Source organism: Desulfosporosinus meridiei DSM 13257, from assembly GCF_000231385.2.
Taxonomy (GTDB): Bacteria; Bacillota; Desulfitobacteriia; order Desulfitobacteriales; family Desulfitobacteriaceae; genus Desulfosporosinus; species Desulfosporosinus meridiei.
Window position 1 is genome coordinate 3,452,561 of sequence record NC_018515.1, and the last position, 24,896, is coordinate 3,477,456.

The window sequence follows — 24,896 nt, forward strand, 5'->3', positions numbered from 1 at the left end:
TTGTTCCTCAGATTTTTCTTAGTGGCAGAGTCCTGAAATTCCGCTGTTTCTTACCAGTCGTCACTCTTAAACTCTAATAATCCAGCTTGTTTTGTCAGATACAGTTGTTGATTATTCCACAAAAATTATGTTACTATATTCATATCATTCAGTTAAGGAGGTGTGGTAGGATGAATCGTGATTTTGCAATGCTCCGTCTTGAACAGTTGCCAGTAACAATTTTCGGAATTATGTATGCAGTTTCATTTAACGGGATAGCTGTGCCCATTTTTAAGCAACTGAGTACGGATCAACAAAATCACGAAATGACACGCCTACCATGACCCGCAACGAAACCTTAAAGCTGCGACCGTAGGGACATTTCCCTGCGGTTTTTTTATGCTTAAATCCGTGAAAGTGTCATTTCCCTAAAGGAGAATGAACATGATTATAAATTTTCAACACATTAAACTATCTTTTGGCACCAATGAAGTGCTTACCGACGTCTCCTTTGAAATCAGGCAAGGAGAACGAGTAGGCCTAATAGGCCGTAACGGAACAGGAAAGTCCACAATCTTGAAATTAATCATAGGATCCCTTCACCCTGAACAAGGGCAAATCGCCATACGCAAAAATGCCAGGATTGGTTTCTTGGCTCAGGCCCCCGAATATAACGACAACATGAGCGTCTATGAAGTATTGGAACAGTGCTTTCAAGAAATAAAGAAGTGGCAGCACCAACTAGAACAATTCGCGCAAAAAATGTCCGACCCCATGAACACCGAGAATAAACTTAGTCAGCTTATACTGGAATATGGCAAACTTCAGGAAAAGTTCGAAGAGGCTGGTGGATACCAAATCCCTTCCTATATCGACGGGATTGCCATTGGACTCGGTATCACGGCAGATTACTATCCGCGGCCATTTTCCTCTTTATCCGGCGGAGAAAAAACGAAAGTGGGCTTAGCTGCCTTACTATTGACCCAGCCTGATATTTTATTACTAGACGAACCAACCAATCACCTGGACATGTCTTCCATCGAATGGCTTGAGACCTTTTTAAATAACTATAAGGGCACCATTATCGTTGTTTCTCATGACCGCTACTTTTTAAATAGAGTGATAACTAAAATCATTGAACTTGATGACAGGGAAGCCGTAACTTATCAAACCAACTATACGGACTATCAGATAGAAAAAGAGAGCCGCTTGCTCTCTGAGTTTACAAATTATCAAGAACAACAGAAAAAGATTAGAAAGATGCAGGAATCCATCAAACAATTAATTGAGTGGGGCAACTGCAATCCGCCGAATCCCGGTTTTCATCGCCGTGCCGCATCAATGCAAAAGGCCCTAGATCGAATGGTTAAATTAAAGAGACCGATCTTAGAACGCAAAAAAATCGACCTGCATCTCGAACAAAGTGACCGTTCCGGAAAGCAAGTGATTTCACTGGAAGGAATCAGCAAATCCTATGCTAACCGCTCGCTTTTCTGTAAAGTCAGTGCCCAGTTATTCTACGGCGATCGAACCGTCCTCATCGGAAAAAACGGCTGCGGTAAAAGTACTCTTCTAAAACTAATCTTAGATCAGGAAAACCCAGATCACGGTGAAATACGTCTTGGCTCACGAGTTGACATCGGATATCTTTCTCAAGACAGTGCACCCCTCAAGTCCGACCAAACCGTCCTTCAATATTTCCGTGCAGAACTGGACATGGAAGAAGGTGAAGCCAGAAAACAGTTATCAAAATTTCTCTTCTACGGTTCCGACGTCTTCCAGAAGATTAGCAGTTTGTCCGGTGGAGAATGGAGTCGGCTGCAACTAGCATTACTTATGTACCAAAGGCCAAATCTGTTATTGCTCGATGAACCTACGAATCACCTGGACATTGATTCCCGGGAAGCTCTGGAAGAAGCCTTAGAGGAGTTTCCCGGCACGCTTCTGGCAGTCTCTCACGACCGGTATTTTATCAATCGTTTGGCTCACAAGGTTTGGGTGCTTAACCAAGGCGAGATTACTGCGTACTTGGGGAATTATAATGACTATCTGGAAAGAAAGAACCAACAAATTATTAAGCTCGCAGGTAAAACAGACAGTTCGTATAGCCTTTCTATTGAATGTGACCAGCAGGTTAAAGCGTCTGATCCAAAGACGGCTAATCCAGATAAATCAGCCACTCAACTAGAAAAGGAAATAACCGCACTGGAACAACAAATTCTCAATATTGAGGTACAAATGTCTACTCCTGCAATTTCTTTTGACTCATCAAGACTAGCTTCATTTCAGGATGAACGGGAAACAATTGAAAGCCGACTTAATTTTTTGTACGAGAAGTGGGTTAGGATATCTGAGAAGTCCTAGAAACTCATGAGTAATGGTTATTTCGAATTCATCCTCCTGATCTCCAATCTGCAATAATTGAACTTATTGGTAAGAAAAGAAATCCCCTTGACATCTTTCAAGTTGAACAATGTTAAAAACAATCGAAAGGAAGAACAAAAACTAAATTAACGGAGCGTATTCGGAATTACTATCTTTTGTTCTAATTGAAGGAAATAGAGGATAAATGTGTAATTAATACGATATATCAATGTTCATGTAACCACATGTCGAGTAATATTGGGGGGAGAGAGTTACCCTAATCAGTTCGACGAAGGTACGAATAGTGCTAGGAAAAAATACGAGTTCAAAATGAAATAAGGAGGACTACTATGCACGTTGCATTCCGAAAAATCATGCTCATCAACCCACCTGCGGATCTCCGGCTTTGGGAACCTCACAGCGAAAATCTCGGTCTCGGTTACTTGGCTGCCGTTCTCAGGCAGTTAGGATACCAAGTTACCATTCTTGATGCGTCACTTTTCCGGCTCGGTGTGTCCGCAACGCTCAAATACGTTCAGGACCAAAAGCCAGATCTGGTCGGCTTTCGTCTGCTCCAAGTCAACATGCCAATTGTGATCGACCTGGTGGAGCGTCTGCGTCGCGGAGGCTACACAGGACATATTACAGCGGGCGGGCCAGTCGCTACGATGATGGAGTCTGATATTCTAGGATTAGTTCCAGGCCTGGATAGCCTCATGGTTGGGGAGGGCGAGGAAACGCTGCCGGAGCTGCTGGAGGCCCTCAACTCGTGCGGCTCCCCGAGACCCTCAGGAGATTCTTTAACTAAGATACTCGGCCTGCATTATCGGGATGGCGACACGGTTAGGGCCAACGGACCTCGCCCTCTCATAGAGGATCTCGATGCGCTGCCTTTCCCGGCTCGGGATACGCTGCCACATATCCTCAGATGGGGCCGACTGCCAATGGTTATCTCCTCCAGAGGGTGCGATGGGCACTGTATCTTTTGCTGTCCAGCTGCAATGAATGCTAAATCGCCCGGGCCAAAGTGGCGCCCACGCAGCGCCGGCAACGTCGTCGACGAGATCGAGGAACTGCAGCGACGTTACAAGGTGAGCCATCTTGATTTTTTAGATGATAACTTCTTCGGCCGCGGTGAGGTGGGGGTTCGGAGGGCCTGGGATTTTATCGAGGAATTGCGGCGGCGTGATCTGCGTTTAAAGTTTTCGATAGAGTGCCGGGTAGACAACGTGGAGGAAGACCTTTTCAAGGCTTTGCGTGACATAGGGTGCGTAGAGGTTCGCATGGGCATCGAGTCAGGCGTTCAGCGTATACTCGACCGCTACGGCAAAGGAACGACAGTCGAGCAAAACCGCCAGGCTTTGCTCAAGCTAAAAGAGTGGGGCCTGCCGACTAAAATCGGGTATATCCCGTTTGATCCGACGTTATCTTTCAATGAACTTATGCAAAACGGGGAGTTTCTACGCTCGGTTGGTAACCCCGAAGCTTTTAACTATAGTAAGATCGAAGCCGGGGTTGGGACTCCTCTGGAACGCCTGTTCGAGAAGGAGGGGCGCCTGACCAAACCCAAGCCGTGGATGTGTGATTACACGTTTGATGAACCAGCCGTGAGCTTTACGTGGAAAGTAGTTCAGGGATATGCAATGGTCAAGCAGACAGCCTTACAACTAGCCGATGGGTGGAAAGTAGGGCTTGCTGACCTCCAGGCCTTGCTCCGTGGGGAGAGAATCAGATGAGTTAAGTCTGGGTTCAATTCTGCCTTTAGGAGTCAAGACAGGCAAACTTTAAATTAAAGCATACACACTTAGACGCTTTTGTGGTAGTTCTCGATACAGGGGTGCAATTCCCCAAGGTTATTCGGCAAAGCCTCCTCCTGCAGATATTTGAAACTCTACAGGAGGAGGCTTATTCTGTGCTGAATTATTCAAGACCATTGAAGAATATTTAAAAATAATAAATTAATTCTTTACTTATATTAATATTTAATTTATAATAATTATAACATTATAATTACACACTTCACCAGATGTTTATACCTAAGGCTCTATTCTTCTTTAGCTTTAACCAGGTGTAAAAGAATCTATTTAAATTATTTTAGGAGGAGATTTTATGACATCTTATATTGAAACAGTAAAGACACAGTTTAGAGATCGGAAAGTTGCTTTATTGGTGATCATCTTCACAGTAACAAGATTAATCTATGGATGGGCTTGGGTAGAGTCTGCTTCGCACAAGTTAGCTTGGTTTTCTGATGGCAAACTAAATTCAGCCGGAAAAATTGAAACTCTCATTACTAATATAGCAGGTCCAAAGGTTACCAACTTCGATCCACTATACATTAACAAAGGATTTTCTTGGCTAGCGCAAAATATCTTTCTAAGTATGCCAGGTGTGACAGATACCTTAGTAGTAATTTTCGAACTGTTAGTGGGTTTATCAATGCTCCTGGGATTTCGGATATTCTGGTTTGCTCTTTTAGCAATGTTTATGAATGTACAGTTCCTAGCCGGTGGGTCATTTAATAATTTTGGCTACATTTGGACTAACTTAGCATTTTTAAAATTTGCTCCCTATGCCGAACTTCTGGGAGTAGGAGGATTCCTGAAATACAAACAAAATAAGGAATTATTAAGCCAAAGCAAGGAACTATCAACCACTTGATTCAAATTCAGACCGATCAGGATACAATTGTATTCCTAAGCTCAAGACAACTACACCCTACGACGGGATAGCTCCACCCGTCGGGGGTGTATTTTTTTAAAAATTTACTTTATAGTAAGAAAAGGAGCAATCGTGCGACGAGGGGGGTATCAATCAATGGAATATTTACTGGAAATGCTTAAGTGGATTCAATCTATCAGAAATCCTGTGCTAGACCAGGTTTTTACTTCGATTACCGTATTGGGTGAAGACTATTTTGCTATTGCGATTTTATGCCTAATATTGTGGTGTGTGAGTAAAAAGTCCGGTTACGTGATTGGCTTTGCCTACCTGACATCTTGGATATTCAATTTTTCTTTGAAAGAGGCTTTTAAAATACCAAGACCTTTTGTACTGGATAAAAGCATTATCCCTATAAGACCAGAAACAGCCACAGGCTATTCCTTCCCCAGCGGTCATACTCAGGGTATATCGGCCTTGAGCACAGCCGCAGCATCAGCATTCCGAAGAAGATGGATCTATGCTGCAGGGATCATACTGGTGATCCTTATGGCTATGTCCAGGCTCTATCTAGGAGTCCATACACTTCTGGATGTAGCGGTCGGAGCAGTTGCGGGTTTTGCCTGGGTATATGCCGCCAATTTTGTATTCAGCTATGCCGAAAGGACAAACCGGAAGGCACTGCTGCTAATCCTGTTTATTCCAATGCTGCTGGGTATGATTCTTGTACGAACCCATGACTATTACAAAATCGCCGGAACCTTCTCCAGCTTTATCATCGGGTACCTGCTGGATTCCCGGTACATACATTATGAAGCAAAGGGCCTGATCTGGCAGCAGGTTATTAAGTTTATTCTTGGTATGACCATACTGATTGCCCTTAAGATTATTGTCAAGGAAGTACTGGGCGAAACCCTTACATCAGATTACATACGCTATCTTAGCATAGGATTTTGGATAACCGTTGCAGCTCCCTTGCTGTTTAATAAAATGTTCGCCGCAAAACCCTATGATACTGCCGATAAAGTTAACAGCCAAATTTAGTATCTTTACTCTCAGGAAGGTACCTTCTCCCCTTTTGTTTTCCACGGTGTAGAATATGACTAGGCTTACAGCCCCAACAGCGGAAGAAACCCGAATAGTCGTAATGAAGGCGACCATCAGAAAACATGGCACGAGAGTAGTCCATAGCTATTTAAGTTTATTTTCATCGCATTCACAATACCCTCCTGTCCCATTATATAATGGTTTATGAGCTTAAAGAAGGGATATTGTACTTCTTTTCTCATTCCTGCCTACTGCAGATGTATAATATATTAATAGGTAAAAATACTGGAAGGATGAAGTACATGTTCAACAATATTCTTGCTACTATTGGACATACTCCTCTAGTCAGAATCAACAAGCTAAACCCCAATCCAGATGTTCAGCTCTACGCAAAGCTGGAGAGTTTCAACCCAACTGGTAGTATCAAGGACCGGATTGCCTTAAAAATGATTGAGCAAGCAGAGGAAAGCGGTGCCTTAACTCGAGATAAAATTATCATTGAACCTACCTCTGGTAATACCGGAATTGGCCTAGCCATGACAGGCGCAGTAAAAGGTTATTCCGTGGAAATAGTCATGAGCGAGTCTGTTTCCATTGAGCGTCGTAAAATGATAGAAGCTTTTGGCGCAAAAATTATCCTTACGGAGGCTTCCCAGGGAACTGACGGAGCGATTAGGAAAACTAAGGAACTCTGCCGCAATAATCCTGATAAGTATTTTATGCCGAACCAGTTTTCCAATGAATTCAACAAGCTGGCCCATTATTATACTACAGCCAATGAAATCTGGGAGGATACCCAGGGAAAGGTCACCCATTTTGTCTCGGCACTTGGTACATCTGGAACCATCATGGGTGTAGGAATGGGACTAAAAAATAGAAATTCCAATATTCAGATCGTGGAGGCTCACCCTGTTCTCGGCCACTACATTCAAGGCCTCAAAAATATGGAGGAGGCAATTGTCCCAGAGATCTACGATCCAACGAAAATTGATCGGACGATAATGATTGAATCTGAAGCAGCCTTTGCCATGTGCAGGGACATCGTATTACAGGAAGGGATTTTTGTGGGTATGAGCAGTGGGGCCGCCATGCTTGCGGCCCTGGAATGCATCAAGGATATGAAGGAAGGCTTTGTGGTAGTCCTCTTCTCTGATGGAGGGGAAAAATATCTCAGTACAAGTTTGTTCAATCCACCAGGTTAATAAATATCATCCTCCAGTCCTTCTAACAACATATTGAGCGAATATCATCCGCTGGCCGCCTCGAGTATGAGGCGGCCTGATAACAATGAGTGTCGCGAATGCAATCATGAGATACATCGCCTCAACTATTTAATTCTAATATCAAACTCGCCCGTAATCCGACTTGGATAATCCTGAATTTGTAATGTGATTGGAGATTGGTAAGATTGGTTATCCGGTGTGGGGCATAGTGGGTATTATATTGCTCTAAAAATCGTATTCAAAATACTCCTTAACAAAATTAGCCATATTTTCTTCTCCGATATAATCTAAATCCGTATCGTTAAAATACAAATATGCAATGCTTTTGTTCTCTTCAGATGTTCCAATCATACCGAAAGATTTCGGAAATCGTGTATTGTCTTCTCCATTACCGGCCACAACCTTAAAAGAATAACTATTGATTGAAAACTCATGTTCAGGAATAATATCTTTACTTATGTTAGCGTCAAAGATTTTTTGATCTAGAAAGGTATATTTTTCTCCTAATTTTTCCTTTTCACTCTTATACGTTTTATCATCGTAGTATACAATGAGAGCAACCGAGTTAGATTCAAATACAAATGATTTATGAGTATATCTGTATTCCATATGCCGGTATTCTGGTAAATCATCAAGAGTTGGCATAATGTCTTTTGCATTTGTATCAAGTAAGGTGCCACTGCTAAGATAACCTTCAGTATTTGCACTTGATTTGCTACAGCCAGTAATGAAAAGAACAAAAATAACCAATATAATAATTATGTTTTTTCTCATTTTAATTTACCTCTCCCCAAACAACTTACATCACTTTATGAACTTAAAGATAACCTGTCATAAGCATTATAGCATAATCTTCCAGATATAAGGATGAAACTTATCCTTGATGGGCAAAAGGATGATTCCAGGGAAGCCCCCCTCCCAGTAACATCAACAACCATAAGTAAGCATATGCCTCGCGCCGAATGGCGCGAGGCATATGCTTACTTATGATCGCTTCTCCACTTCAAATGCTGTCTAAGCCTGTCCAAAAAGAAGATGTTAAGTCCATATTGAATAAATATTAGCTTGGAAAACCGGCAATAGTTACAGATTTGAGCTTTAGACGTCTCTTTTAAGAGTTTTGCAATCGTTAGGTAACTTATCAAAGAGTGGCCGGTTAATCTTCTTATTCAACCTATGACCATAACCTTACCATTAGCTAAAGGAAACACAAAATCCAAATCCCTTTCATCTTTGTACTTATCATAAGTTTTTCGCCATTCAATAGTGTTATCATGCTTATATTTGATCACTACAAGCTCAGTATCATACCAAATGGAAGAGACATAGGCCGGTTGAGGTATACATTTTATTTCCCTGACAGCAGTAACTATGTAACCGCCGTCCGACGTGGGCCTGATCTTCCCTGCCGCATATTTTATATCATCCATTCTTTTCTCTTCCTGCCCATTATAATCAACAACCAAGATACTGCCTTGATTTTGTTGTCCTGCCGCAATAATAATCTTGTTATTTGGAAGCAAAGATAAAACACTCCCCCACAACCCCTTATGAAGGTCGGATTTCAACCATACTCTGTTTCCATTTTCATCAAGCTTGATTAGAAATCCGCTGACAAGAGTACCTTCAATGACGCTGCTCCCCTTGTCACCAAGAACATAGACATAACCGTCAGCAAGGCCAAGTTGATTGTAGACAAAGTGTTCGTTTTCGTTAGTCTTGACTACCCATTGCAAGGAAAGGTTTACAGCGATCCTAGCAACAAAATCAGCAAACTTTTGTCCTTCAGGCAGTCCGAAATCTCCATTTTGTGATGTCGTGTGGCCATTGATGAGCATTCCCAGATCCTTGTCATATTTTGCACCGTCAAGATTTTCAAAGCCACTGCCCCCATACCCTTTTTGCTGTATGACCTGACCATCTTTAGCCAGTTTCGTAATGACAATATCGAATTCTCCACCCCTCGTCTGTTTCCCGTTTTCACCCAACCACTTTCCTACCGCCAGGATTTCTTCCTTCTCAGTGATAAAAAGATACCGCAGCATATCCCCTAGATCATCGTCAAACTCCCGTTGCCAAAGTTCTTCCCCATTCTTATCACATTTTACAAGGATACTTTTTTCGCAAATCATGCCCTGCTCACTGTAACGGGGAGATGTCTGAACTGAAAAGACATAACTTCCATCAGGAAAAACCTGCAGATTATTGATCTCTCCCGAGATTGTCGGGTACATGTAAACCTTGTCCCAGACAACGTTGCCTTCAAGATCCAGCTTCAATATTTTAGGCCAGCTTTTAGAATTATTTTCATTAACCAAACTCGTTGCAAGATTTACTTTATAACCGCAGAGAAGCCCGTCGTTTGTTTCTCTGACAATCAAATCGCCCAAAGAATCAATGTTCAGATCCATCTTTATCTCAGGAACCATGCTAGGGTTTATATCTTCCAACTTGACATAATTTGTTGATATTCCGCTGATCGTTAGCCAATTATTTTCGTTATTAAAATTATTTTGCAAATGCTGCCCTGCCACAGGTAAGCCTTCATCAGTATTCTCTGGTTCACTCTTACCTGTACTAAGTCCAGGCTTGCTGAACCCTAACGATGACCATAACAAGGCACAAAGCAAGCCAAACATGAGAACTAATTGTATCTTCCTTTTCAAACTGTCATCTCCCTCACAATTCATATTAAGTTCGATATTGTTCAAGAAAATAACTCCAGACTATTGCAATAGTTTTAGTTTATACTACTGCAATAGTCTGGAGTTGTCAAGGAGAATCTACTTCGCTTAACTGTTCTCTTGGCCGAAAGTTCCAACTACGTCTAAAAAGAAAAATCCTGTTCATAGGGCATTAGTATTTACTCATGTTAATTTGATTACTAAAGCAGCTTCACGATACTATTGACTGTTTCTTTTTCTTCTACATATTTCACACTGATTGTATCGCCAATTTTTAGGAAGGGTAATCTTTCTGATTGGGAGATATTTGCAGTAAAGACATCCTCCTGTCCTTCTAACAGGATATAGTAATAAGTATTTCCTTCGATAACGAGATTTTGAATATTAGTGATCTTAGCTGTTACATCAAACTGTTCTTTGAGTTCTGAAACTTTTTCGGTTGTGGCTGTACCCTTATTCGTAAACATTGCAAAAGTTTCTTCTACAGTAATACCGATAATTACCTTTTGATAATCCTCAGCATCTACTAACGCATACATCTTAATAAGCCCTGCGTTATCTTTTAAAGACATGAAATAGGTTGGCTTTCCGTTGATATTTAAAAGAAGAGGAAACGTCGAGACATACCCTTTCTCTTGTACTGCACCTTGAGCGCTTTCCATAGCGGAATATTCTTCGGCTGACGGTATACTGTAAAATGTCATATCTTTTGTTCGTAGATTGACTAGGATAAACCCAATATTTGATTCATCACGCACTACAGAGGTTATTCCTGTATACAAATACACATCATCATTAATGGCTAGATAGTTGTATCCATCTGTTGAAGCAAGCACACCTCGTTGTCCAACGACTGAATTCCAAAAACCACCTTGATATTTACCATTGTAATTAACTTGTTCTACCACAAGTTCAGACTCAAAGACTGTATCCACCCAGGTTGGAACCTCTTCAATGCCTATTTTTTGATGCTCTCCTGTTGAAGCATTTAACATAATCACTTCTTTTACGTCAGTACCTCCGAAAAGACCAATTTTCTTTTCAAGCACTGCTACAATCCAATATGGTGTACCTTCTTCATCAACTTCAAAGCTAAAGTTCCCGAAAATATCGTTCATATAATTAAATCTTAAGTATCGTTCTACATTTCTTCCAAATCGTTCGCTTTCTGAATACATGATAGCGTGTTTTGGTTTTTCCAGAGTTACTTTTCCGTTAATCATATCGACCATAATATAATTTGGAAGTCCGGCTTGCTTATTATTAAGCCATTTAAAGAACCCGGCATATTCCAAGGGGGACACTCTAACCGGCTTTCCCTGGTAATTGATTTGCGTATAATCCGAAGCAACACTAAACTGTGAGACCAATTCAACGATCTCACCCATTTTTCTGTCTCCCAATCTTTGGGCGGTATCTCTATCAACGGTTGGGACTTGATTAAAGGCTATTTCTGCAACATCTTCTGCAAAATTCCCTTCCTGCTTTTCAATTAAAGTAGCGTATCGGTGAGCATGGAATAATGGCGTAGAATAAATTTCCATTATTCCGACAACTGCTATTATAAGCATTGACGCCCTGAGCAGATAAGACCATGCTTGCGGCTTCTTCTTTAAGGTAATCTTTTTTTCGTTAACGGCTACTTGGGGCAAAAGAAATAATCCGGCACCCAAAAGAAGCATGCTGCAAAAGTATGCCCAGAAACCCACTGATTGGATGTTAATAGGCACAAGCAGAAAATAATATGAGATTAAGATAAGTGCAACCCAAATAATCGCTGTAATGATGTTTCCCTTGGCATTTTTCATAGTTTTTGTTCCCTTCCTTTGTCATCACAGTTCATTCCCTCATGGAAGTTAAACGTTATATCGGCCTGCGGCGCATGAAGTTTTCAAGAGATTATGCGGACCAAAATCACTGTTCCCTGTACAGCGCACTGTTTTATATTTACACCCTCAACAAGCCTCGGAACCCTCTGGCAGCATAGTAAGATTCGGCTCCGTTGTGATACACGAAGACATTGCCGTAACGAAAATCCGCAAAGATGGCACCACCGAGCTTTCTAATATCAGCAGGCGTTTTTATCCAACTAGATGTCTTAGTGTCGTACTTTCCAAGTTTCTGTAAGTTCCGGTATTCTTCTTCAGTTAAAAGCTCAATTCCCATGGTAGCAGCCATATCAATGACGTTGTTTTTGGGTCTATTTTCTTTTCTTGACTCCAGCGCCTCATGGTCATAACATAGGCTTCGGCGGCCTTTAGGACTTTCTTCAGAACAATCATAAGAAATGTATTGGCCGGTCTTTGGGTCAAGACCAAGAACATCCGGTTCACCGCCTGTTCTTTCCATTTCATTAAGCGACCATAGTCTTTCAGTATTATCTTCTATCTTTGCTTGTACTTTAGCCCATTCAATCCCTTCATGACGCTTCATGTTTTTCTCAAAACGGGCTTTTAATGTTCTAAGTAGTTCTTCACGTTTTTCTGGTGACAAATCCATTTTATGTCTCCTTATCATAAAATACTTTCATATTATATATTCCATTCAGTGGTTCCTTTCAATCATAAAGGAGTTGATTTTTACGACGCTCCTATAGTCTAAACTTAAATTAGTCTGCCTCCATTGTAAAAGCAGTAATTATTTAGGGCTCTAATATAGAACACAATTTTCTTCCTCCTTAAAAGGCACCCAATTTCTTGAGTGCCTCAAAGAACTCTATGCTAATTTTTACTTGATATCGCCCTAGCCCATTGACCCGGCTGATACCTATCTCTCATAAGGAGTTATTGCCCATTTGACACAACCGTCTTTTTGGTGACTAAAAACATCGTAACCTTCTAAAATATCATTTAAAGGTTTGGTGTGTGTTAGCATAAATCGTGCATCGAGTTTACCTTCTTTTATTTTTTTAAGCATTTCCCCAATACCTTCTCCTTTATGAATTCCCATTTTTATTGTAAGGTTCTTGGCAAAAATTTTATCCATGTATAAGGTTAAAGGTTTGGAAAATACTGCTACTGTAGACACGATTCCACCAAATTTAGTAATTCTTGTGGCCAGTTCAAAAGTTTGTTGGACGCCACCCGATTCAATGGTTACATCCACGCCAGCCCCTTTGGTAATCTCTTTAATTCTCTCTTTTACATTTTCGGTGCCTGAATTAATGACCGCATCAACTGCATGATTGCGTTGTAAAAGCTCTAAGCGCTCGGGCAACAAATCTATAGCAATCACTTTCTTCGCTCCAAAAATTGATTTGGCAATTAAACAAGCTGACATTCCAACGGGTCCAACACCTACAACCGCCACTATTTTTTCAGGATTAACTTCCCCATTCTTCACGCCGAACCAACCTGTTGCTAACATATCGGGTACGAGAATGACATCTTCTTCTTTTAAGACGCTAGGTATAGGTATGCAGAATATGTCTGCTTTAGGTATCAGTACATATTCTGCTTGTGACCCTTCAAGTTCCCCTACACCAAATATACCATATTTTTCACATAAGCCCGGCAGACCGCTTTTGCACATTTTACACTGACCACAAAAAACAGCTGGAAATACAATACAACGCATACCAGGTTTTAAATGTTTAACTTCGGAGCCAGTTTCGACGATTTCCACACAAAACTCATGACCTACAATTTTGGGCATGGGAGCGGTTGGAATATGGCCTTGCACCATATGAATATCGCTTGTACAGATTGCTGCTAAAGTAACTTTTCCAATAGCATCCTTAGGGTTGGTTATTTTAGGTACCGGCACATCATCTAAGCTATAGTTGCCTGGCCCATGATAGACCAGAGCTTTCATTGTCTCCTCTAACATTCCTTCAACTCCTCTAAATATTTTTGATTTTCATTATAAAAAGAATGAATCTTCATTCATAATCTTCTAAATATTATAACACATATATTTAAATCTGATGTAATCTTAACTCGAATTTTTTGAAAGATTTGTCTTTTCCTCAAAATTATAGAACTGTATTCCAATGATTAAGGGGATCCTGCCGGCCGTTACTTAAAATCATTAAGCTGGAAGACGGGGAAGCCATAACTTATCAAACGAACTATACCGACTATCAGAAAGAAAAAGAGAGCCGCCTGCTCTCAGAGTTTACAAATTATCAAGAACAACAGAAAAAGATTAAAAAGATGCAAAAGGCTTTAGATCGCCTGACTAAATTAAACAGGCCGATCTTAGAACGCAAAAAAAACGACCTGCATCTCGAACAAAGTGACCGTTCCGGAAAGCAAGGGATTTCTCTAGATGGAATCAGCAAATCCTATGCTGACCGCTCGCTTTTCTGTAAAGTCAGTGCTCAGCTATTTTACGGCGATCGACCGTCCTTATCGAAAAAACGACTGCGGCAAAAGTCATCGCAACGTTTCAATTGCCCGTTTCGCCCATTGAGAATCCTGTAGTACCGCGCGACCGACGCCGATGAGGTCAGCTTTTTCTGCCACCAACAATTTCTCAGCCGCTTGGGGTTCAGTGATGCCGCCAGTTAGAATGACAGGAATGGATACAACCTTTTTAATCGCTTCGGTCAGAGGGGAGAAATAGCCTTGCTCAGAACTCCCCGGAGATTTATAACCTAAGAAACTGCCGGAAATATCCAGAATGGTGATGCCTGCTTTCTCGAATTCTTTAGCCGCTATCTGACTATCTTCAATCGTGATGCCGCCTTCCTTATAATCGCAAGACCCTAACCGTAAGAGTAGTGGGAAATCGTTGCCCACAACAGCTTTGACTGCTGCGATAATCTGCAGATGGAGGCGAAGGCGATTATGAATCGTTCCACCATACTCATCGGTTCGCTTGTTGCTTAAGGGGGAGAAAAATTGGTTAAGTAGGTAGCCGTGGGCAGAATGGATCTCCACTCCGTCAAAGCCTGCTTCCTTGACACGACGAGCAGCATCCTGAAAGGCTTGGACGATATCGGTAATTTCCTGTTTGCTAAGCTCTTTAGGGGTATTTCCATTCCAAGGATGAGGAACTGGGGAGGGAGCGACCGGAATCTCACCGATGACTTCCTGAGTGGTGGCGCTTCCGGCATGATTAATTTGCATCACTGCTTTTGAACCATTGCTGTGAATAACCTGGGCTAAACTACGTAATCCTTCCACCAGATGATCATTAGCAACACAGAGTTGATTCTTGCTAGCTTTACCTTCGGGACTTACAAAGCTATGTTCAACTACGATGAGCGAGAAACAGCCGCCCTTCGATTTTTCTTGATAATAGTCGAGGACCGCCTTGCTTACACCACCGTCCGCTTCGGACTTGGCGGTGGCCATGGGAGGCATAATCAGACGATTATGCAGGGTCAACGCGCCCGCTTGCAATGTATCTAGTAAATGAGCCATAAAAAGAACCCTCCTTAAATTTTAAACGTTATTCCACAGAGAAAGCCTATCCTATCTGATCTCGTCTACGATAATACGATTGATACATTTTTTAATATTCCCGACTGCAACGAGAATTAATATGAATTAGTAGGGTTCGTTAATTCAGTATGAACTGTTGTCAATAATTCTGGAATTTCTAAAGTCTGTGGGTAATTTTCTGTATGTTTAACCTACAGCATGCTTATTACAAAATGATAGTGAAGAGGACGTCCGATTGAAGTGTTGGCAAATGCCTGCGTTAAAGCACCTAGTTCTTGAGTTTACCGGTCTGCTTTGCTTACCTTCCGAAGCCGGCCCTTAATCGGAGTGTTCTGCAGATTCTGCAGCACCAACTCACCCTTATTGTTTAAGATTTCAACAAAGGTTGATACATCCAGGATATTGATGATTCCGATATCTGCCGGGGTTATGCCCTCAATACTGCAAAGCGTGCCCACAATGTCGACGGGTCTCATCTTTGTTTTCTTCCCGGCATTCACATGGATCTTCATGATTTCGGTACTCAACTGCACGCCTTTTGTTTCCTTGATTTCTGGCAAAGTATTGTTTTTCGCCATAAAATCCTGTTTTGACTCATGTACCGTTGCTTCATCCGGTCTTTCCTTTAGAAGAATCTCTTTGCCGATGTAGTCGTGGATTTCCTTTAAAAACTTGTCTTCATTTTTGGTAACAAAGGTTATGGCTTTACCCAGTTTGTTGACTCGTCCTGTTCTTCCGATCCGATGAACATAGCTTTCTCGGTCGTAGGGGATGTCATAATTGATGACCAAGGTAATGTCCTCGATATCCAGACCTCTTGAGGCAACATCTGTCGCACATAGATATCTGAAATATCCTTGTTTAAAATCCTTCATGACATTCAATCGATCTCGTTGTTCCATTCCGCCATGAAGTTTATCACAAGAATAGTCCAGCTTCAGGAGTTCTGTGTAAACTTCATCGACAGTTTGCTTAGTATTGCAAAAGATCATACAACTGTCCGGGTTTTCAACCATCGTTAGATCTTGAAGAAGCTTCATCTTATCTGTCTGATCAACAAGATATCTTTCCTGAGCGATCCGGTCGGCCGCAGGATTCTGTTCTTCGATTTCCACGCGAATGGGATTTCGCATAATCTTACTGCATAAAACATTGATGTCTTGGGGCATTGTCGCTGACAATAAAACGGTCACCCGTTCATGAGACAAGTTGGCAATGATCCTTTCGATTTGCTCGATAAAGCCCATATTCAACATTTCATCGGCTTCATCAATGACTAGGTATTTTATATTTGATATATCCAAGGTTCCTCTTTCAATATGATCGATCAAGCGACCCGGGGTTCCAACCACAACATGGGTTTTTTGTTTAAGTTCCTTTTCTTGAACATGAAAAGGGTACTTCCCAAAAATTGCTGCTACTTTTATTCTTCTAAATCTGCCGATATGAAACAGATCTTCTTTGACCTGAACTGCGAGTTCTCTGGTGGGGGTAAGCACTAATGCCTGGGGTTTATTCTGTTCCCAATCCACTAATTCACAAATAGGGATAGCAAAGGCCGCCGTCTTTCCGCTTCCGGTCTGGGACTTGACGATGATATCCTTTTGGGCCAAGACTGCCGGGATCACTTGCTCCTGAACTTTACTGGGACTGATGAAATTTAGTAAGCTAATTGCTTTTAATAATTCACTACTTAATTGAAAGTCGTTAAAATTACCCTTGTTCATTTAGAGGTCTCTCTTTCATTATTACAATTCCTGATTCAGGCTTTCAGAGTATAAGATTACCAAATATTTTGGGAAAACCTAAACTAAATTATAAGACAAATCCATATTTAAGCAAATTTGTGCTTAGCCTTTCACAATATAGTTTACTCCGCGTAGGATTTGGCTTATAAGAAAACCTCAGGAAATTATGTATTCTCCCAAGGTTGAGGTTTCATGTTATTCAACTCTCGTTCCGCATGAATTATGCAATGATTCCTTAACTTCTTCATGTAAATACACTTTGGCTTCTGGAAAATCAGACCGTAAGAACCTTCGTAGTTTCGTCTTTCAGGAAATCTGTCAGCACCTGACCTGTATACATTACGTTTATGCCCATATTCTCTAAAACTTCCGACACCCCGTAACTATCGGCGCAAGCCTTGCAGGCCAAAACCTCCACCCCGGCCTGTTTTATTTTCGCCGCATATTCCTGCAATTGCTGATCTTCCGTGAGAAGTTTGGCCGAAGGCCCCCAAACGATCAGGGATACCTCATCCCACCATTCCTTGAGCTTTGAATTAAGGGTATACATTAAGGCCATTCGGATAGCAACTTCCCTATCCCCACTAGTCCAGATCACGACCAACTTATTGGGTAGATTCATACCTGCAACGCCTCCTTAACTTTTATGAGATTCAGGGATATTTACTTTTACTTAAAGAGCAGCAGTGACAGGCCGTAACTGCCACCAAAGGCTTCACTCACGTGATTGCTGGCGGATCCGCCGTAACAATTAAAAGTAGCATTCTCTTACAAAATTTCATTAAGTTTGGGATAAACCGTAAGCGCATTTCGATAAAATACAGCTTCGTGATACTCTTCCGGTATAACATGCTTAATAAATTCTACATAAGGTTTAATTGGTACAAGTGGCCAATCTGATCCAAATAGAACTTTATTATAGCAATTCGAAATGACTAAAGCTTGTTGTATATACTCGACGTAAAGCCTTTTATCTTTGATTTTCATCACGTGCTCTTTATTCCCTGCGATGAGTCCAGATAAGTCTGCGTAAACATTATGATTCTTGGCGGTGACCTCTGCTGCATCAATCATCCACGGGACGCCCATATGACAGATCACAAACGTAACGTCCTCTTGTTTTACAGCTAACTCATCAATGGTTAAAGGATGGGAATATTTTAAAAGCCCTTTTGGGGATTGTGTATCCCCACAATGAATCGCCACGGGAACTTGGTATTTGCGAGCAAGCTCATAGATCGGATCATAAATCGAATCATACACGTAATATGGAAAATAACCGGGATAGAGTTTAATCCCTGTCACTCCCCTTTTTTTAAGTTCTCCTTCAATATAATCAAGTTCTTTATGATCTTCCTTAAGCCTTTCAGGATTGACGCCTACGCAAGAAAGCAAACCTTCTACAGTCCCATCTGCCAAAACAAATTCTTCCGGACTCCCCGAAGGTTGGTTGGGATCTCGACTGGGCGTTGACATGATGATTCCAGCTACAACACCGGCTTGTTCAAACTCTTGTCTGAGCCCTTGAGCACTAAATTCCACTTGAGATATATTTTTCGCCGTTTCATTAAATCCAGAGCGACATGAAAAATGCAAATGCGCATCAATGATTTTCAAAATACCATCCCCCGTATTTGGTTTCTTATATTAATTTTAAGTCTATTTTCTTCATTATATCATATCCTCCTTTTGTTATTGTCCCAGTCTGCACTTCAGCCAGGGTAAACATAAACATTACAGACTGCAGCAAGATAAACATCATCAGATAGCCGATAATCGTTGTTCCGACCCCTCTGACATCGTTGACCGGGGGGACAAAATCAAGGTCTTTGACCTTGATAATTTCTTTCATTCCTCGCATTCCTGGGAAGGACAATGAAGCTATCATCCTAAAGCCTATTGCAGCAAACACCCTCAACATTGAAGCAGAGTTGTTCAACTATAATCAAATTGGCAAATCGGATGATATCGTGATAGTGAACGAATAATAACTGACAGCCCGTGATATTAAACACTACATCTAAAGATACAAAAACTTAGTCTATCCCCATATTTTTTGCTTAGGTGCTCATGCTTTTCAAATATTTCAAGTAATTGATCGTCTATGTTTTCCGAAAGTAAAAAATCAGAAGCGGAATCAATATCATTCTCCTTTTCGTCAAATTCTGATTTGAATATTTCCACAGTTATTTCATTAAAACCAGCCTTATGAAAAAGGTTATACCATTCTGACTGAGTTAGTAATTGTGAAACTCCATAAAATTCAACCATTGTTATAAGATCTTCCTTGGAAAGTGAATCCTCAAGAACCATTTCAATGGCGAGTAATACACCCTTTGTCTTAAGCACTCTTTTAAATTCCATGATTGTTAAGGGGACATTTGTAAAGGAAGTTACCGATTCTGAAAGGATAAAATCAAATGATTCATTAATGAAAGGCAAATTTTCGGCACTTCCATACACAACATTAATCGGTAGTTGTAAGGATGAAAACCTTTGTTTTGCTTTCAATAACATTGTAGTATTACAATCCAAGGAAGTAACAGAGCATCGGTACTTTTCAGCAATGTATGCCGATGTCTGACCTGTTCCACAACCAACGTCAAGGATTGACTTTTCTTGGTCTATATACTCCCTTGATAAAAGACCTTTGGTAAGTTTAAGCCCTCCGGGGTGAGCCCCCCCAACTCCGAAGGATGCCAAACAATCGAGATATGTGTAATCCAATTTCAGTCACATCCTTGTGTTAAATTACTATAGTATAGTATGATCGCGGGAATAATTTGTCACTGAAGGGTTCTGCCATTATAGTTTTGAGGTATTTAAAAGCAACATACTTATAGACCAGATACAAGCTAGGGGTGCTTTATGAGCATTATTAGGACGGACAAGTGGTTAGAGGATTTATATGAACAGCCAATTAAACTATGTGAAAAATTAATGAATTACTTTGAAGGTGCTGAAGCCTGGGAAATCTATGATTATTTAACCATGCATGGTATGTATCGCCCCTTCATGAACGGAACCGAGGAAGTGAGAAAGTTACATAACAATAAGGTATGGGAAATTGTACAAGCTGAAATGCAACACCTTCAGAAACTGTGGGAAGGGCCCAATATCCCAGTCTTTATTTTTCCATCAGATATTAATAACCCTAAGATAAAAATAGATTTCAACGGAAAATCAGGCCTGGCCTTTAAGGATAAACTTATATTATTTATTTCCGGAGATACCTTGGAAAAGGAAATAAGGTCATTATTCACTCATGAATACAACCATGTCTGTCGGCTATATAGATATAAAAAAAGTGAAGAGCATTATAAATTGCTCGACACTATTGTTTTGGAAGGATTAGCCGAAAATGCAGTCCGCGAAAGATTTGGTGAAGGGTTTATAGCAACTTGGACGTCATATTATTCAGTTGATGAGCTAGAGATACTATGGAAAACCTTAGTGCAACCTAACAAAGATTTATTAAAAACTGCTCATAAACACCAAGCCATACTCTATGGCTTAGATAATTATCCCCGAATGGCAGGGTACTGTGTTGGGTATTATTTAGTTAAGAAATTTATGGAACAAAACGCGCTAACACTTAACGATCTCCTTGGTACCCCAACTGCTAAGATCCTAAGTTAAAAACCTAGACAGTTAATAAAGCTAACGAGTGAACTCGTTCAGCTGAAGTTGAACATCGAGACACTAACAATGAAAACGTTCCGCTTGTAAAGATAGACGAAAAGACCGAGAGCTTCGGTCTTTTCGTCTATCTACTTTGTAAGGACACCACTATAAGATTAGATGAAGAGCAGAGGAAGTAAAACTAATGTGGCAATTGAACCAAACGCAACTCCTGCACCAAAACCAGGATAACCATACCAACCGTAGCTAAAGCCGCCCAAATTTCTTGTGCGACTAAGCGGTTGTAAATATACTCTGTCATAGTCAACATCCCCAATAATACCACGGTGAATTCTTCCGTCATGAGTACTGATTTCAACGGCTCTGCCTCTGTATCTGTTGCAGAGCGAATAATAATCTCCAACTGACATTTCGTCACCCCCATATCTTTAGTATCTAATGAGCTATACATTAGTTTATGTATGGGGAGGTCGGGGTGATCCATAATTTACCACACAGAATACTTTGCATTTTAAGATCATCAATAAGCTGACCAAGCCAAGGATTTTCAACGTATCTCCCGCATGTTGAACGGAATCTAGCTAATAAACCCTTGGCATGGAATTCCCACATTTGCAAACTCCTCATCAGTAATGGGTTATCTCGAATTCATCCTCCAGATCTCCAATAATCATTGACATATCTAACGAATCCACAAATAAGTCTTCCCGCAAACGGCTCTCCAAGGATAAGCGGCGGCAGTTAGTTCAAGAAGTTTGTTCGTAAGCCTGGAGTGGATTATTCTTTAAAATATTTTCCACTTCTTCAAAGCCTGTTGGAAAAGCGAAGTTGTAGCGCGCAGGAAGGGCAAAAACGTATTTGCTGTTATGAGCAAGCTCGCTTGGTCCGATGGGTGCCGCTCCAATATGAAACTCTTCCCGCTGCAGGGAGCTCCATTGGGCATGTGTAAATATCATAATCGGAATATCCTGTCGTTGGTTTTGAGCAGTCCATTGAGGATGCCGGATGGAAATCAGCGGTCCCGTTTCCACAATTTCTCCTAGTGAACCTTTCAAGCCTAAACCTTCCCAGGTAGACATGATTATCGAATGGCCTTGCCAACTCTCCGGCAAGGAAAAATTAAAACCATATTGAGGATTTTGGTACACCTTAGGGTCAGTTTCCACGTAGGCACCAAGATGGACAGCGGTAATCAACCAGCGATTTTCAACTTTCCCTACGCTAAGATCAATTGGCCGCTTGGCGGCAACACCGCCATTTTGCATCTCCACACTCGTTATCTCCAAGACTTCACCCTTCACGTCATACTCAGATTTCGTTGATTTCTCAATGCTTAGAATTCCTATTCGATCCGGCCATGGACTTGAGACCACCCTGCCCGGAACATTCTGAAGATCTTTTTGCCATGCCGACAAAAGCTCGGGGGAAACAAGGTCTCCGTAGTTCTCTTGGATACTTTTGTTTACGTAATCTTTTGGCGCAGTAAGGGGAACTGCCTGAAGTTTCTTGCCGAAATTCTCAACTAAACTGATAACTTCTGCTTCAGCACCTTCATCCTGAGTTTCGGTTATACTTGCACCAGGACTTTTATCTTCGCTCTTGGGAAGTGCCCCCGTAAGCAATACAATTCCGGCAATGATCACTACTGCAACCGCAGCAAAAGAAGCTATAAAAGGATATTTCCGACCGTTCAAGACGTTTTTCACTCTATCCTTTAAATTTCCCTCCGTAAAAGCGGATACGGCTATAACCGGCCTTCGTTTCCCCACACAAGAAGCAACATCCACCAATGCCCTTGCATATTCCCTGCGCCTTTCACTGGAATAGTTTCTAACAACCGCCCTGTCACACGCCCGTTCTCCGTCGTTTTTCAGCCAAGCGAAGGACAACCAGACTACCGGATTAAACCAATAAACCGCTTTAAGCAGGAACAAAATAAGATTGACCAGGTAATCCCTGCGTTTGATATGCATCAGCTCGTGGGAGAGGATTGCTATGATCCTTTCGTCTGTCAGGTTCCTATAAATGCCCTCGGGCAGGATAATCACAGGCTTAAGAAAGCCAAAAATAAACGGTATCTCAAAGGACCCCGTGAAGTAAAGCGAGGCTTTGCTGCGCATCTTCAGGTCAGCTTTACATTTTTCCAACAGACCTAACCGTCTGTCGTCCGGTTCTTCTACTGTTGCCCTAAGAATTCTGGACGTTTTGAGATAAGAGAATAACAACACAGCGAACATCACCAGAATACCGAGAACCCAAATCAGCGCTGCGACATTCCAGAGGTCAAGTCCGTGTACAGGAACAGGCAATTCTGGAGTTAAGACTGGAGGCTGCTGATTTACAGGATTGATCAATACACCAGTGGTCATTGGCGGCAACACCCTATTGACCTTATCCAGGACAGGGAAAGGAGTAACTTGATTAAACAAGGTAAACAGGCTAAACATACTTTTGATATCAAAAGGAATCACCAATTTGAACAGAAATACAAACCATATTCCGTAATGAAAGGAAGAAGACAGCCGTTTGCCGCATACTACTTTTATCAGCATAATTGCCACAGCCACAACAGTTGCATACAAGCTGATATTCAGTACCCCTTTGAAAATGTTCTCAAGCATTTTCATCCCCTCCTTTGACCGTTTTGTCGATCAAGTCCTGGAGCTCTTTCAATTCCCCATTGGACAGAGCCTTATTTTTAATAAATTGAGAAAATAACTGATTAAAGGAGCCTTGATAAACTCTGTCGATAAAGGACTTTGTTTCGCTGATTAGTATTTCATCCCGTCCAAAAAGGGGAACGCAGTTGAACCCCGGCTCCCTCCGCTCAATTATCCCTTTCTCAACGAGACGTTTGATAAAGGTGTAAGTAGTATTCTTGAAATGAGCACCGTTTTCCGGTTTTAGGAAATGGGCTGCAATATCCACAGCGAACATTTCCTTGTTCTTCCAGATAATCTCCATAATTTCAAGCTCGCGCTCTGTGACCTTTGGAATTTCCTGTTGCATTTATATCGCCACCATTCTAAAGCGTTAGTACATTATGTTTATTCTAATGCTTTAGAACAGCAAATGTCAATAGCTTATCGCAGAGAAGAATTACCCGAGATAATGGTAGTACTGTCATACACCTTGCTATCCCGGAGCAATCTGAATCCTCCGGCAACTCTTATCTTTGAATAGGAACAACAGGGAACACTTTATCCGGAGCCGTACGCCCCCAGTTTCAGAGAGGCCACCACGGACGGTGGCCCCTCTGAGGAACCCTAAAACGATAAAGCATTAATTCTTTTTCTTACGAGATCATCAATAATTATCACATTCTTTTTGTGCATAGAACTTAATAAATAAATAAGTTAACATTGTAACCCCAATATTTTGTGTAAGAAAGTTGACTAATGATGGCACTCCTGTTAGCTGAGTATAGTACAATCCTTTCACTGGAATTAATATTTGATCTCCCATTGGGCCTTTAGAAAAAATAGCGTTCGTGGTAAAATTCCACCCCAAATGAAGACCTATAGGTAATGCCATTGACTTAGACTTTAAAAATCCTAAAGCCCATATTAAGCCCATGAAACCTGTTATTAAAAAAACTATTACCATTGATGCAATATTTCCAAACAAGCCATAAGAGAACCAATGATATATACCAAAACAAATGGCAGAAAGAACAATTCCTTTTTTAGCACCTAGCCTTTGTATGGCAATATAAAGTAATGCTCCTCTGAAAATAAACTCTTCAAATAAAACGGACTTTAAATTCCACCACAGGTAGTTCGGTATGTCCATATAATTCAAATTGTCATTTAGTTTCCAAGATAGATGGGTTAATTCTGAGTTTAAAATTTCAACCAAAATACATGACATGCTAGCAAACAATAAGCCAAGAAATAATTGCAGTATTCTCTTTTTTGGGGGATAGAACCCTAGTGCAGATAAACTTTGTTTTTGTAAAATCCCAAGTATTAACCATGATAGTACCAATTGGACTATTATTCCTACCACTTCGCCCCTCCAATCAATAACCCGCGCATGGACGTGCGACTTTTCGCGTACGTTTTGTTCAACTCCGGAATCTCCCGAATAAGCATTCAGGTAATCCTTTACTCATTTAGGTTTAACCAGTCTCAAATTAAAACCTCCTGGAGTCAAGCT

General features: G+C 41.1%; 24 protein-coding genes. 8 read left to right on the forward strand and 16 right to left on the reverse strand.

The window, feature by feature from the left end; translation table 11 throughout:
* Positions 1–170 precede the first annotated feature (170 nt).
* From DESMER_RS24030 to DESMER_RS15925, 6 genes are all read left to right on the forward strand, one after another.
* Positions 171–323: an RAxF-45 family protein gene (locus DESMER_RS24030; RefSeq protein ID WP_014904089.1), complete on the forward strand. Its 153-nt coding sequence runs from the start codon at positions 171–173 to the stop codon at positions 321–323.
* Between the two features lie 100 nt (positions 324–423).
* On the forward strand, positions 424–2,343 hold the full coding sequence (gene abc-f / locus DESMER_RS15905) for a ribosomal protection-like ABC-F family protein (protein ID WP_014904090.1): 1,920 nt from the start codon (positions 424–426) through the stop codon (positions 2,341–2,343).
* A gap of 350 nt (positions 2,344–2,693) precedes the next feature.
* Positions 2,694–4,079, forward strand: coding sequence for a B12-binding domain-containing radical SAM protein (locus DESMER_RS15910; protein ID WP_014904091.1), 1,386 nt, complete (start codon positions 2,694–2,696; stop codon positions 4,077–4,079).
* 373 nt (positions 4,080–4,452) lie between these two features.
* A complete protein-coding gene (locus DESMER_RS15915) occupies positions 4,453–5,004 on the forward strand; it encodes a hypothetical protein (RefSeq protein ID WP_014904092.1) in 552 nt (183 codons plus the stop codon).
* Positions 5,005–5,160: 156 nt separating this feature from the next.
* Complete coding sequence (locus tag DESMER_RS15920) at positions 5,161–6,048, forward strand: phosphatase PAP2 family protein (RefSeq protein ID WP_148275294.1); 888 nt, start codon at positions 5,161–5,163, stop codon at positions 6,046–6,048.
* Between the two features lie 305 nt (positions 6,049–6,353).
* A complete protein-coding gene (locus tag DESMER_RS15925; RefSeq protein ID WP_014904095.1) occupies positions 6,354–7,253 on the forward strand; it encodes a PLP-dependent cysteine synthase family protein in 900 nt (299 codons plus the stop codon).
* Between the two features lie 246 nt (positions 7,254–7,499).
* Here DESMER_RS15925 and DESMER_RS15930 read toward each other — a convergent pair whose 3' ends face one another.
* The 5 genes from DESMER_RS15930 to DESMER_RS15950 all read right to left on the reverse strand — a co-directional run bounded on the left by DESMER_RS15930 (position 7,500) and on the right by DESMER_RS15950 (position 13,786).
* Positions 7,500–8,048 (reverse strand): hypothetical protein, encoded by a 549-nt coding sequence (locus tag DESMER_RS15930; RefSeq protein WP_014904096.1) that lies wholly within the window; start codon positions 8,046–8,048, stop codon positions 7,500–7,502.
* A 395-nt stretch (positions 8,049–8,443) separates the two neighbouring features.
* On the reverse strand, positions 8,444–9,940 hold the full coding sequence (locus tag DESMER_RS15935; protein ID WP_148275295.1) for a hypothetical protein: 1,497 nt from the start codon (positions 9,938–9,940) through the stop codon (positions 8,444–8,446).
* A gap of 218 nt (positions 9,941–10,158) precedes the next feature.
* On the reverse strand, positions 10,159–11,766 hold the full coding sequence (locus tag DESMER_RS15940; protein ID WP_014904098.1) for a hypothetical protein: 1,608 nt from the start codon (positions 11,764–11,766) through the stop codon (positions 10,159–10,161).
* Positions 11,767–11,905: 139 nt separating this feature from the next.
* Positions 11,906–12,457: a DUF4256 domain-containing protein gene (locus tag DESMER_RS15945; protein WP_014904099.1), complete on the reverse strand. Its 552-nt coding sequence runs from the start codon at positions 12,455–12,457 to the stop codon at positions 11,906–11,908.
* A 267-nt stretch (positions 12,458–12,724) separates the two neighbouring features.
* A complete protein-coding gene (locus DESMER_RS15950; RefSeq protein WP_014904100.1) occupies positions 12,725–13,786 on the reverse strand; it encodes an alcohol dehydrogenase catalytic domain-containing protein in 1,062 nt (353 codons plus the stop codon).
* 224 nt (positions 13,787–14,010) lie between these two features.
* Between DESMER_RS15950 and DESMER_RS23145 the strand changes: the two genes are divergently transcribed.
* The gene (locus DESMER_RS23145; protein WP_242831115.1) at positions 14,011–14,382 is read left to right on the forward strand and encodes a hypothetical protein; all 372 of its coding nucleotides are present in this window, start codon (positions 14,011–14,013) and stop codon (positions 14,380–14,382) included.
* Here the strand turns inward: DESMER_RS23145 and DESMER_RS15955 are convergent.
* The 6 genes from DESMER_RS15955 to DESMER_RS15980 form a co-directional block, all read right to left on the reverse strand.
* A complete protein-coding gene (locus DESMER_RS15955) occupies positions 14,335–15,327 on the reverse strand; it encodes an NADH:flavin oxidoreductase (protein ID WP_014904101.1) in 993 nt (330 codons plus the stop codon). The genes DESMER_RS23145 and DESMER_RS15955 overlap by 48 nt on opposite strands.
* Before the next feature lie 302 nt (positions 15,328–15,629).
* The gene (locus DESMER_RS15960; protein WP_014904102.1) at positions 15,630–17,075 is read right to left on the reverse strand and encodes a DEAD/DEAH box helicase; all 1,446 of its coding nucleotides are present in this window, start codon (positions 17,073–17,075) and stop codon (positions 15,630–15,632) included.
* Positions 17,076–17,370: 295 nt separating this feature from the next.
* The gene (locus tag DESMER_RS15965) at positions 17,371–17,718 is read right to left on the reverse strand and encodes a DsrE family protein (protein ID WP_014904103.1); all 348 of its coding nucleotides are present in this window, start codon (positions 17,716–17,718) and stop codon (positions 17,371–17,373) included.
* A 146-nt stretch (positions 17,719–17,864) separates the two neighbouring features.
* Complete coding sequence (locus DESMER_RS15970; RefSeq protein WP_014904104.1) at positions 17,865–18,713, reverse strand: amidohydrolase family protein; 849 nt, start codon at positions 18,711–18,713, stop codon at positions 17,865–17,867.
* A 25-nt stretch (positions 18,714–18,738) separates the two neighbouring features.
* On the reverse strand, positions 18,739–18,948 hold the full coding sequence (locus DESMER_RS15975; RefSeq protein ID WP_014904105.1) for a hypothetical protein: 210 nt from the start codon (positions 18,946–18,948) through the stop codon (positions 18,739–18,741).
* Between the two features lie 155 nt (positions 18,949–19,103).
* Positions 19,104–19,823: a class I SAM-dependent methyltransferase gene (locus DESMER_RS15980; protein ID WP_014904106.1), complete on the reverse strand. Its 720-nt coding sequence runs from the start codon at positions 19,821–19,823 to the stop codon at positions 19,104–19,106.
* Between the two features lie 141 nt (positions 19,824–19,964).
* Here DESMER_RS15980 and DESMER_RS15985 point away from each other — a divergent pair, with 141 nt between their 5' ends.
* Positions 19,965–20,735, forward strand: coding sequence for a DUF2268 domain-containing putative Zn-dependent protease (locus DESMER_RS15985; RefSeq protein ID WP_014904107.1), 771 nt, complete (start codon positions 19,965–19,967; stop codon positions 20,733–20,735).
* Positions 20,736–20,919: 184 nt separating this feature from the next.
* Here DESMER_RS15985 and DESMER_RS15990 read toward each other — a convergent pair whose 3' ends face one another.
* The 5 genes from DESMER_RS15990 to DESMER_RS16005 all read right to left on the reverse strand — a co-directional run bounded on the left by DESMER_RS15990 (position 20,920) and on the right by DESMER_RS16005 (position 24,746).
* Positions 20,920–21,222, reverse strand: a complete 303-nt coding sequence (locus DESMER_RS15990; protein WP_158405972.1) for a hypothetical protein — start codon at positions 21,220–21,222, stop codon at positions 20,920–20,922.
* A complete protein-coding gene (locus DESMER_RS24855; RefSeq protein ID WP_345787928.1) occupies positions 21,189–21,365 on the reverse strand; it encodes an MmyB family transcriptional regulator in 177 nt (58 codons plus the stop codon). The genes DESMER_RS15990 and DESMER_RS24855 overlap by 34 nt, the downstream gene beginning before the upstream one ends.
* Positions 21,366–21,484: 119 nt before the next feature.
* Positions 21,485–23,359 (reverse strand): M56 family metallopeptidase, encoded by a 1,875-nt coding sequence (locus DESMER_RS22635; RefSeq protein ID WP_014904109.1) that lies wholly within the window; start codon positions 23,357–23,359, stop codon positions 21,485–21,487.
* Positions 23,352–23,747, reverse strand: coding sequence for a BlaI/MecI/CopY family transcriptional regulator (locus DESMER_RS16000; protein ID WP_014904110.1), 396 nt, complete (start codon positions 23,745–23,747; stop codon positions 23,352–23,354). The genes DESMER_RS22635 and DESMER_RS16000 overlap by 8 nt, the downstream gene beginning before the upstream one ends.
* Before the next feature lie 297 nt (positions 23,748–24,044).
* A complete protein-coding gene (locus DESMER_RS16005; protein ID WP_014904111.1) occupies positions 24,045–24,746 on the reverse strand; it encodes a CPBP family intramembrane glutamic endopeptidase in 702 nt (233 codons plus the stop codon).
* Positions 24,747–24,896: the final 150 nt, after the last annotated feature.

What these genes read in the sequence shown, in the direction of transcription:
- DESMER_RS15985 (WP_014904107.1), top strand. Translation starts at nt 19,965, where the DNA reads ATGAGCATTATTAGGACGGACAAGTGGTTAGAGGATTTATATGAACAG.
- DESMER_RS16000 (WP_014904110.1), bottom strand. Translation starts at nt 23,747, where the DNA reads ATGCAACAGGAAATTCCAAAGGTCACAGAGCGCGAGCTTGAAATTATG.
- DESMER_RS15975 (WP_014904105.1), bottom strand. Translation starts at nt 18,948, where the DNA reads ATGAAAGAAATTATCAAGGTCAAAGACCTTGATTTTGTCCCCCCGGTC.
- DESMER_RS15950 (WP_014904100.1), bottom strand. Translation starts at nt 13,786, where the DNA reads ATGTTAGAGGAGACAATGAAAGCTCTGGTCTATCATGGGCCAGGCAAC.
- DESMER_RS24030 (WP_014904089.1), top strand. Translation starts at nt 171, where the DNA reads ATGAATCGTGATTTTGCAATGCTCCGTCTTGAACAGTTGCCAGTAACA.
- abc-f (WP_014904090.1), top strand. Translation starts at nt 424, where the DNA reads ATGATTATAAATTTTCAACACATTAAACTATCTTTTGGCACCAATGAA.
- DESMER_RS15990 (WP_158405972.1), bottom strand. Translation starts at nt 21,222, where the DNA reads ATGGATCACCCCGACCTCCCCATACATAAACTAATGTATAGCTCATTA.
- DESMER_RS15915 (WP_014904092.1), top strand. Translation starts at nt 4,453, where the DNA reads ATGACATCTTATATTGAAACAGTAAAGACACAGTTTAGAGATCGGAAA.
- DESMER_RS15910 (WP_014904091.1), top strand. Translation starts at nt 2,694, where the DNA reads ATGCACGTTGCATTCCGAAAAATCATGCTCATCAACCCACCTGCGGAT.
- DESMER_RS22635 (WP_014904109.1), bottom strand. Translation starts at nt 23,359, where the DNA reads ATGCTTGAGAACATTTTCAAAGGGGTACTGAATATCAGCTTGTATGCA.
- DESMER_RS15955 (WP_014904101.1), bottom strand. Translation starts at nt 15,327, where the DNA reads ATGGCTCATTTACTAGATACATTGCAAGCGGGCGCGTTGACCCTGCAT.
- DESMER_RS15930 (WP_014904096.1), bottom strand. Translation starts at nt 8,048, where the DNA reads ATGAGAAAAAACATAATTATTATATTGGTTATTTTTGTTCTTTTCATT.
- DESMER_RS24855 (WP_345787928.1), bottom strand. Translation starts at nt 21,365, where the DNA reads ATGAGGAGTTTGCAAATGTGGGAATTCCATGCCAAGGGTTTATTAGCT.
- DESMER_RS15960 (WP_014904102.1), bottom strand. Translation starts at nt 17,075, where the DNA reads ATGAACAAGGGTAATTTTAACGACTTTCAATTAAGTAGTGAATTATTA.
- DESMER_RS15965 (WP_014904103.1), bottom strand. Translation starts at nt 17,718, where the DNA reads ATGAATCTACCCAATAAGTTGGTCGTGATCTGGACTAGTGGGGATAGG.
- DESMER_RS15925 (WP_014904095.1), top strand. Translation starts at nt 6,354, where the DNA reads ATGTTCAACAATATTCTTGCTACTATTGGACATACTCCTCTAGTCAGA.
- DESMER_RS15940 (WP_014904098.1), bottom strand. Translation starts at nt 11,766, where the DNA reads ATGAAAAATGCCAAGGGAAACATCATTACAGCGATTATTTGGGTTGCA.
- DESMER_RS15920 (WP_148275294.1), top strand. Translation starts at nt 5,161, where the DNA reads ATGGAATATTTACTGGAAATGCTTAAGTGGATTCAATCTATCAGAAAT.
- DESMER_RS15945 (WP_014904099.1), bottom strand. Translation starts at nt 12,457, where the DNA reads ATGGATTTGTCACCAGAAAAACGTGAAGAACTACTTAGAACATTAAAA.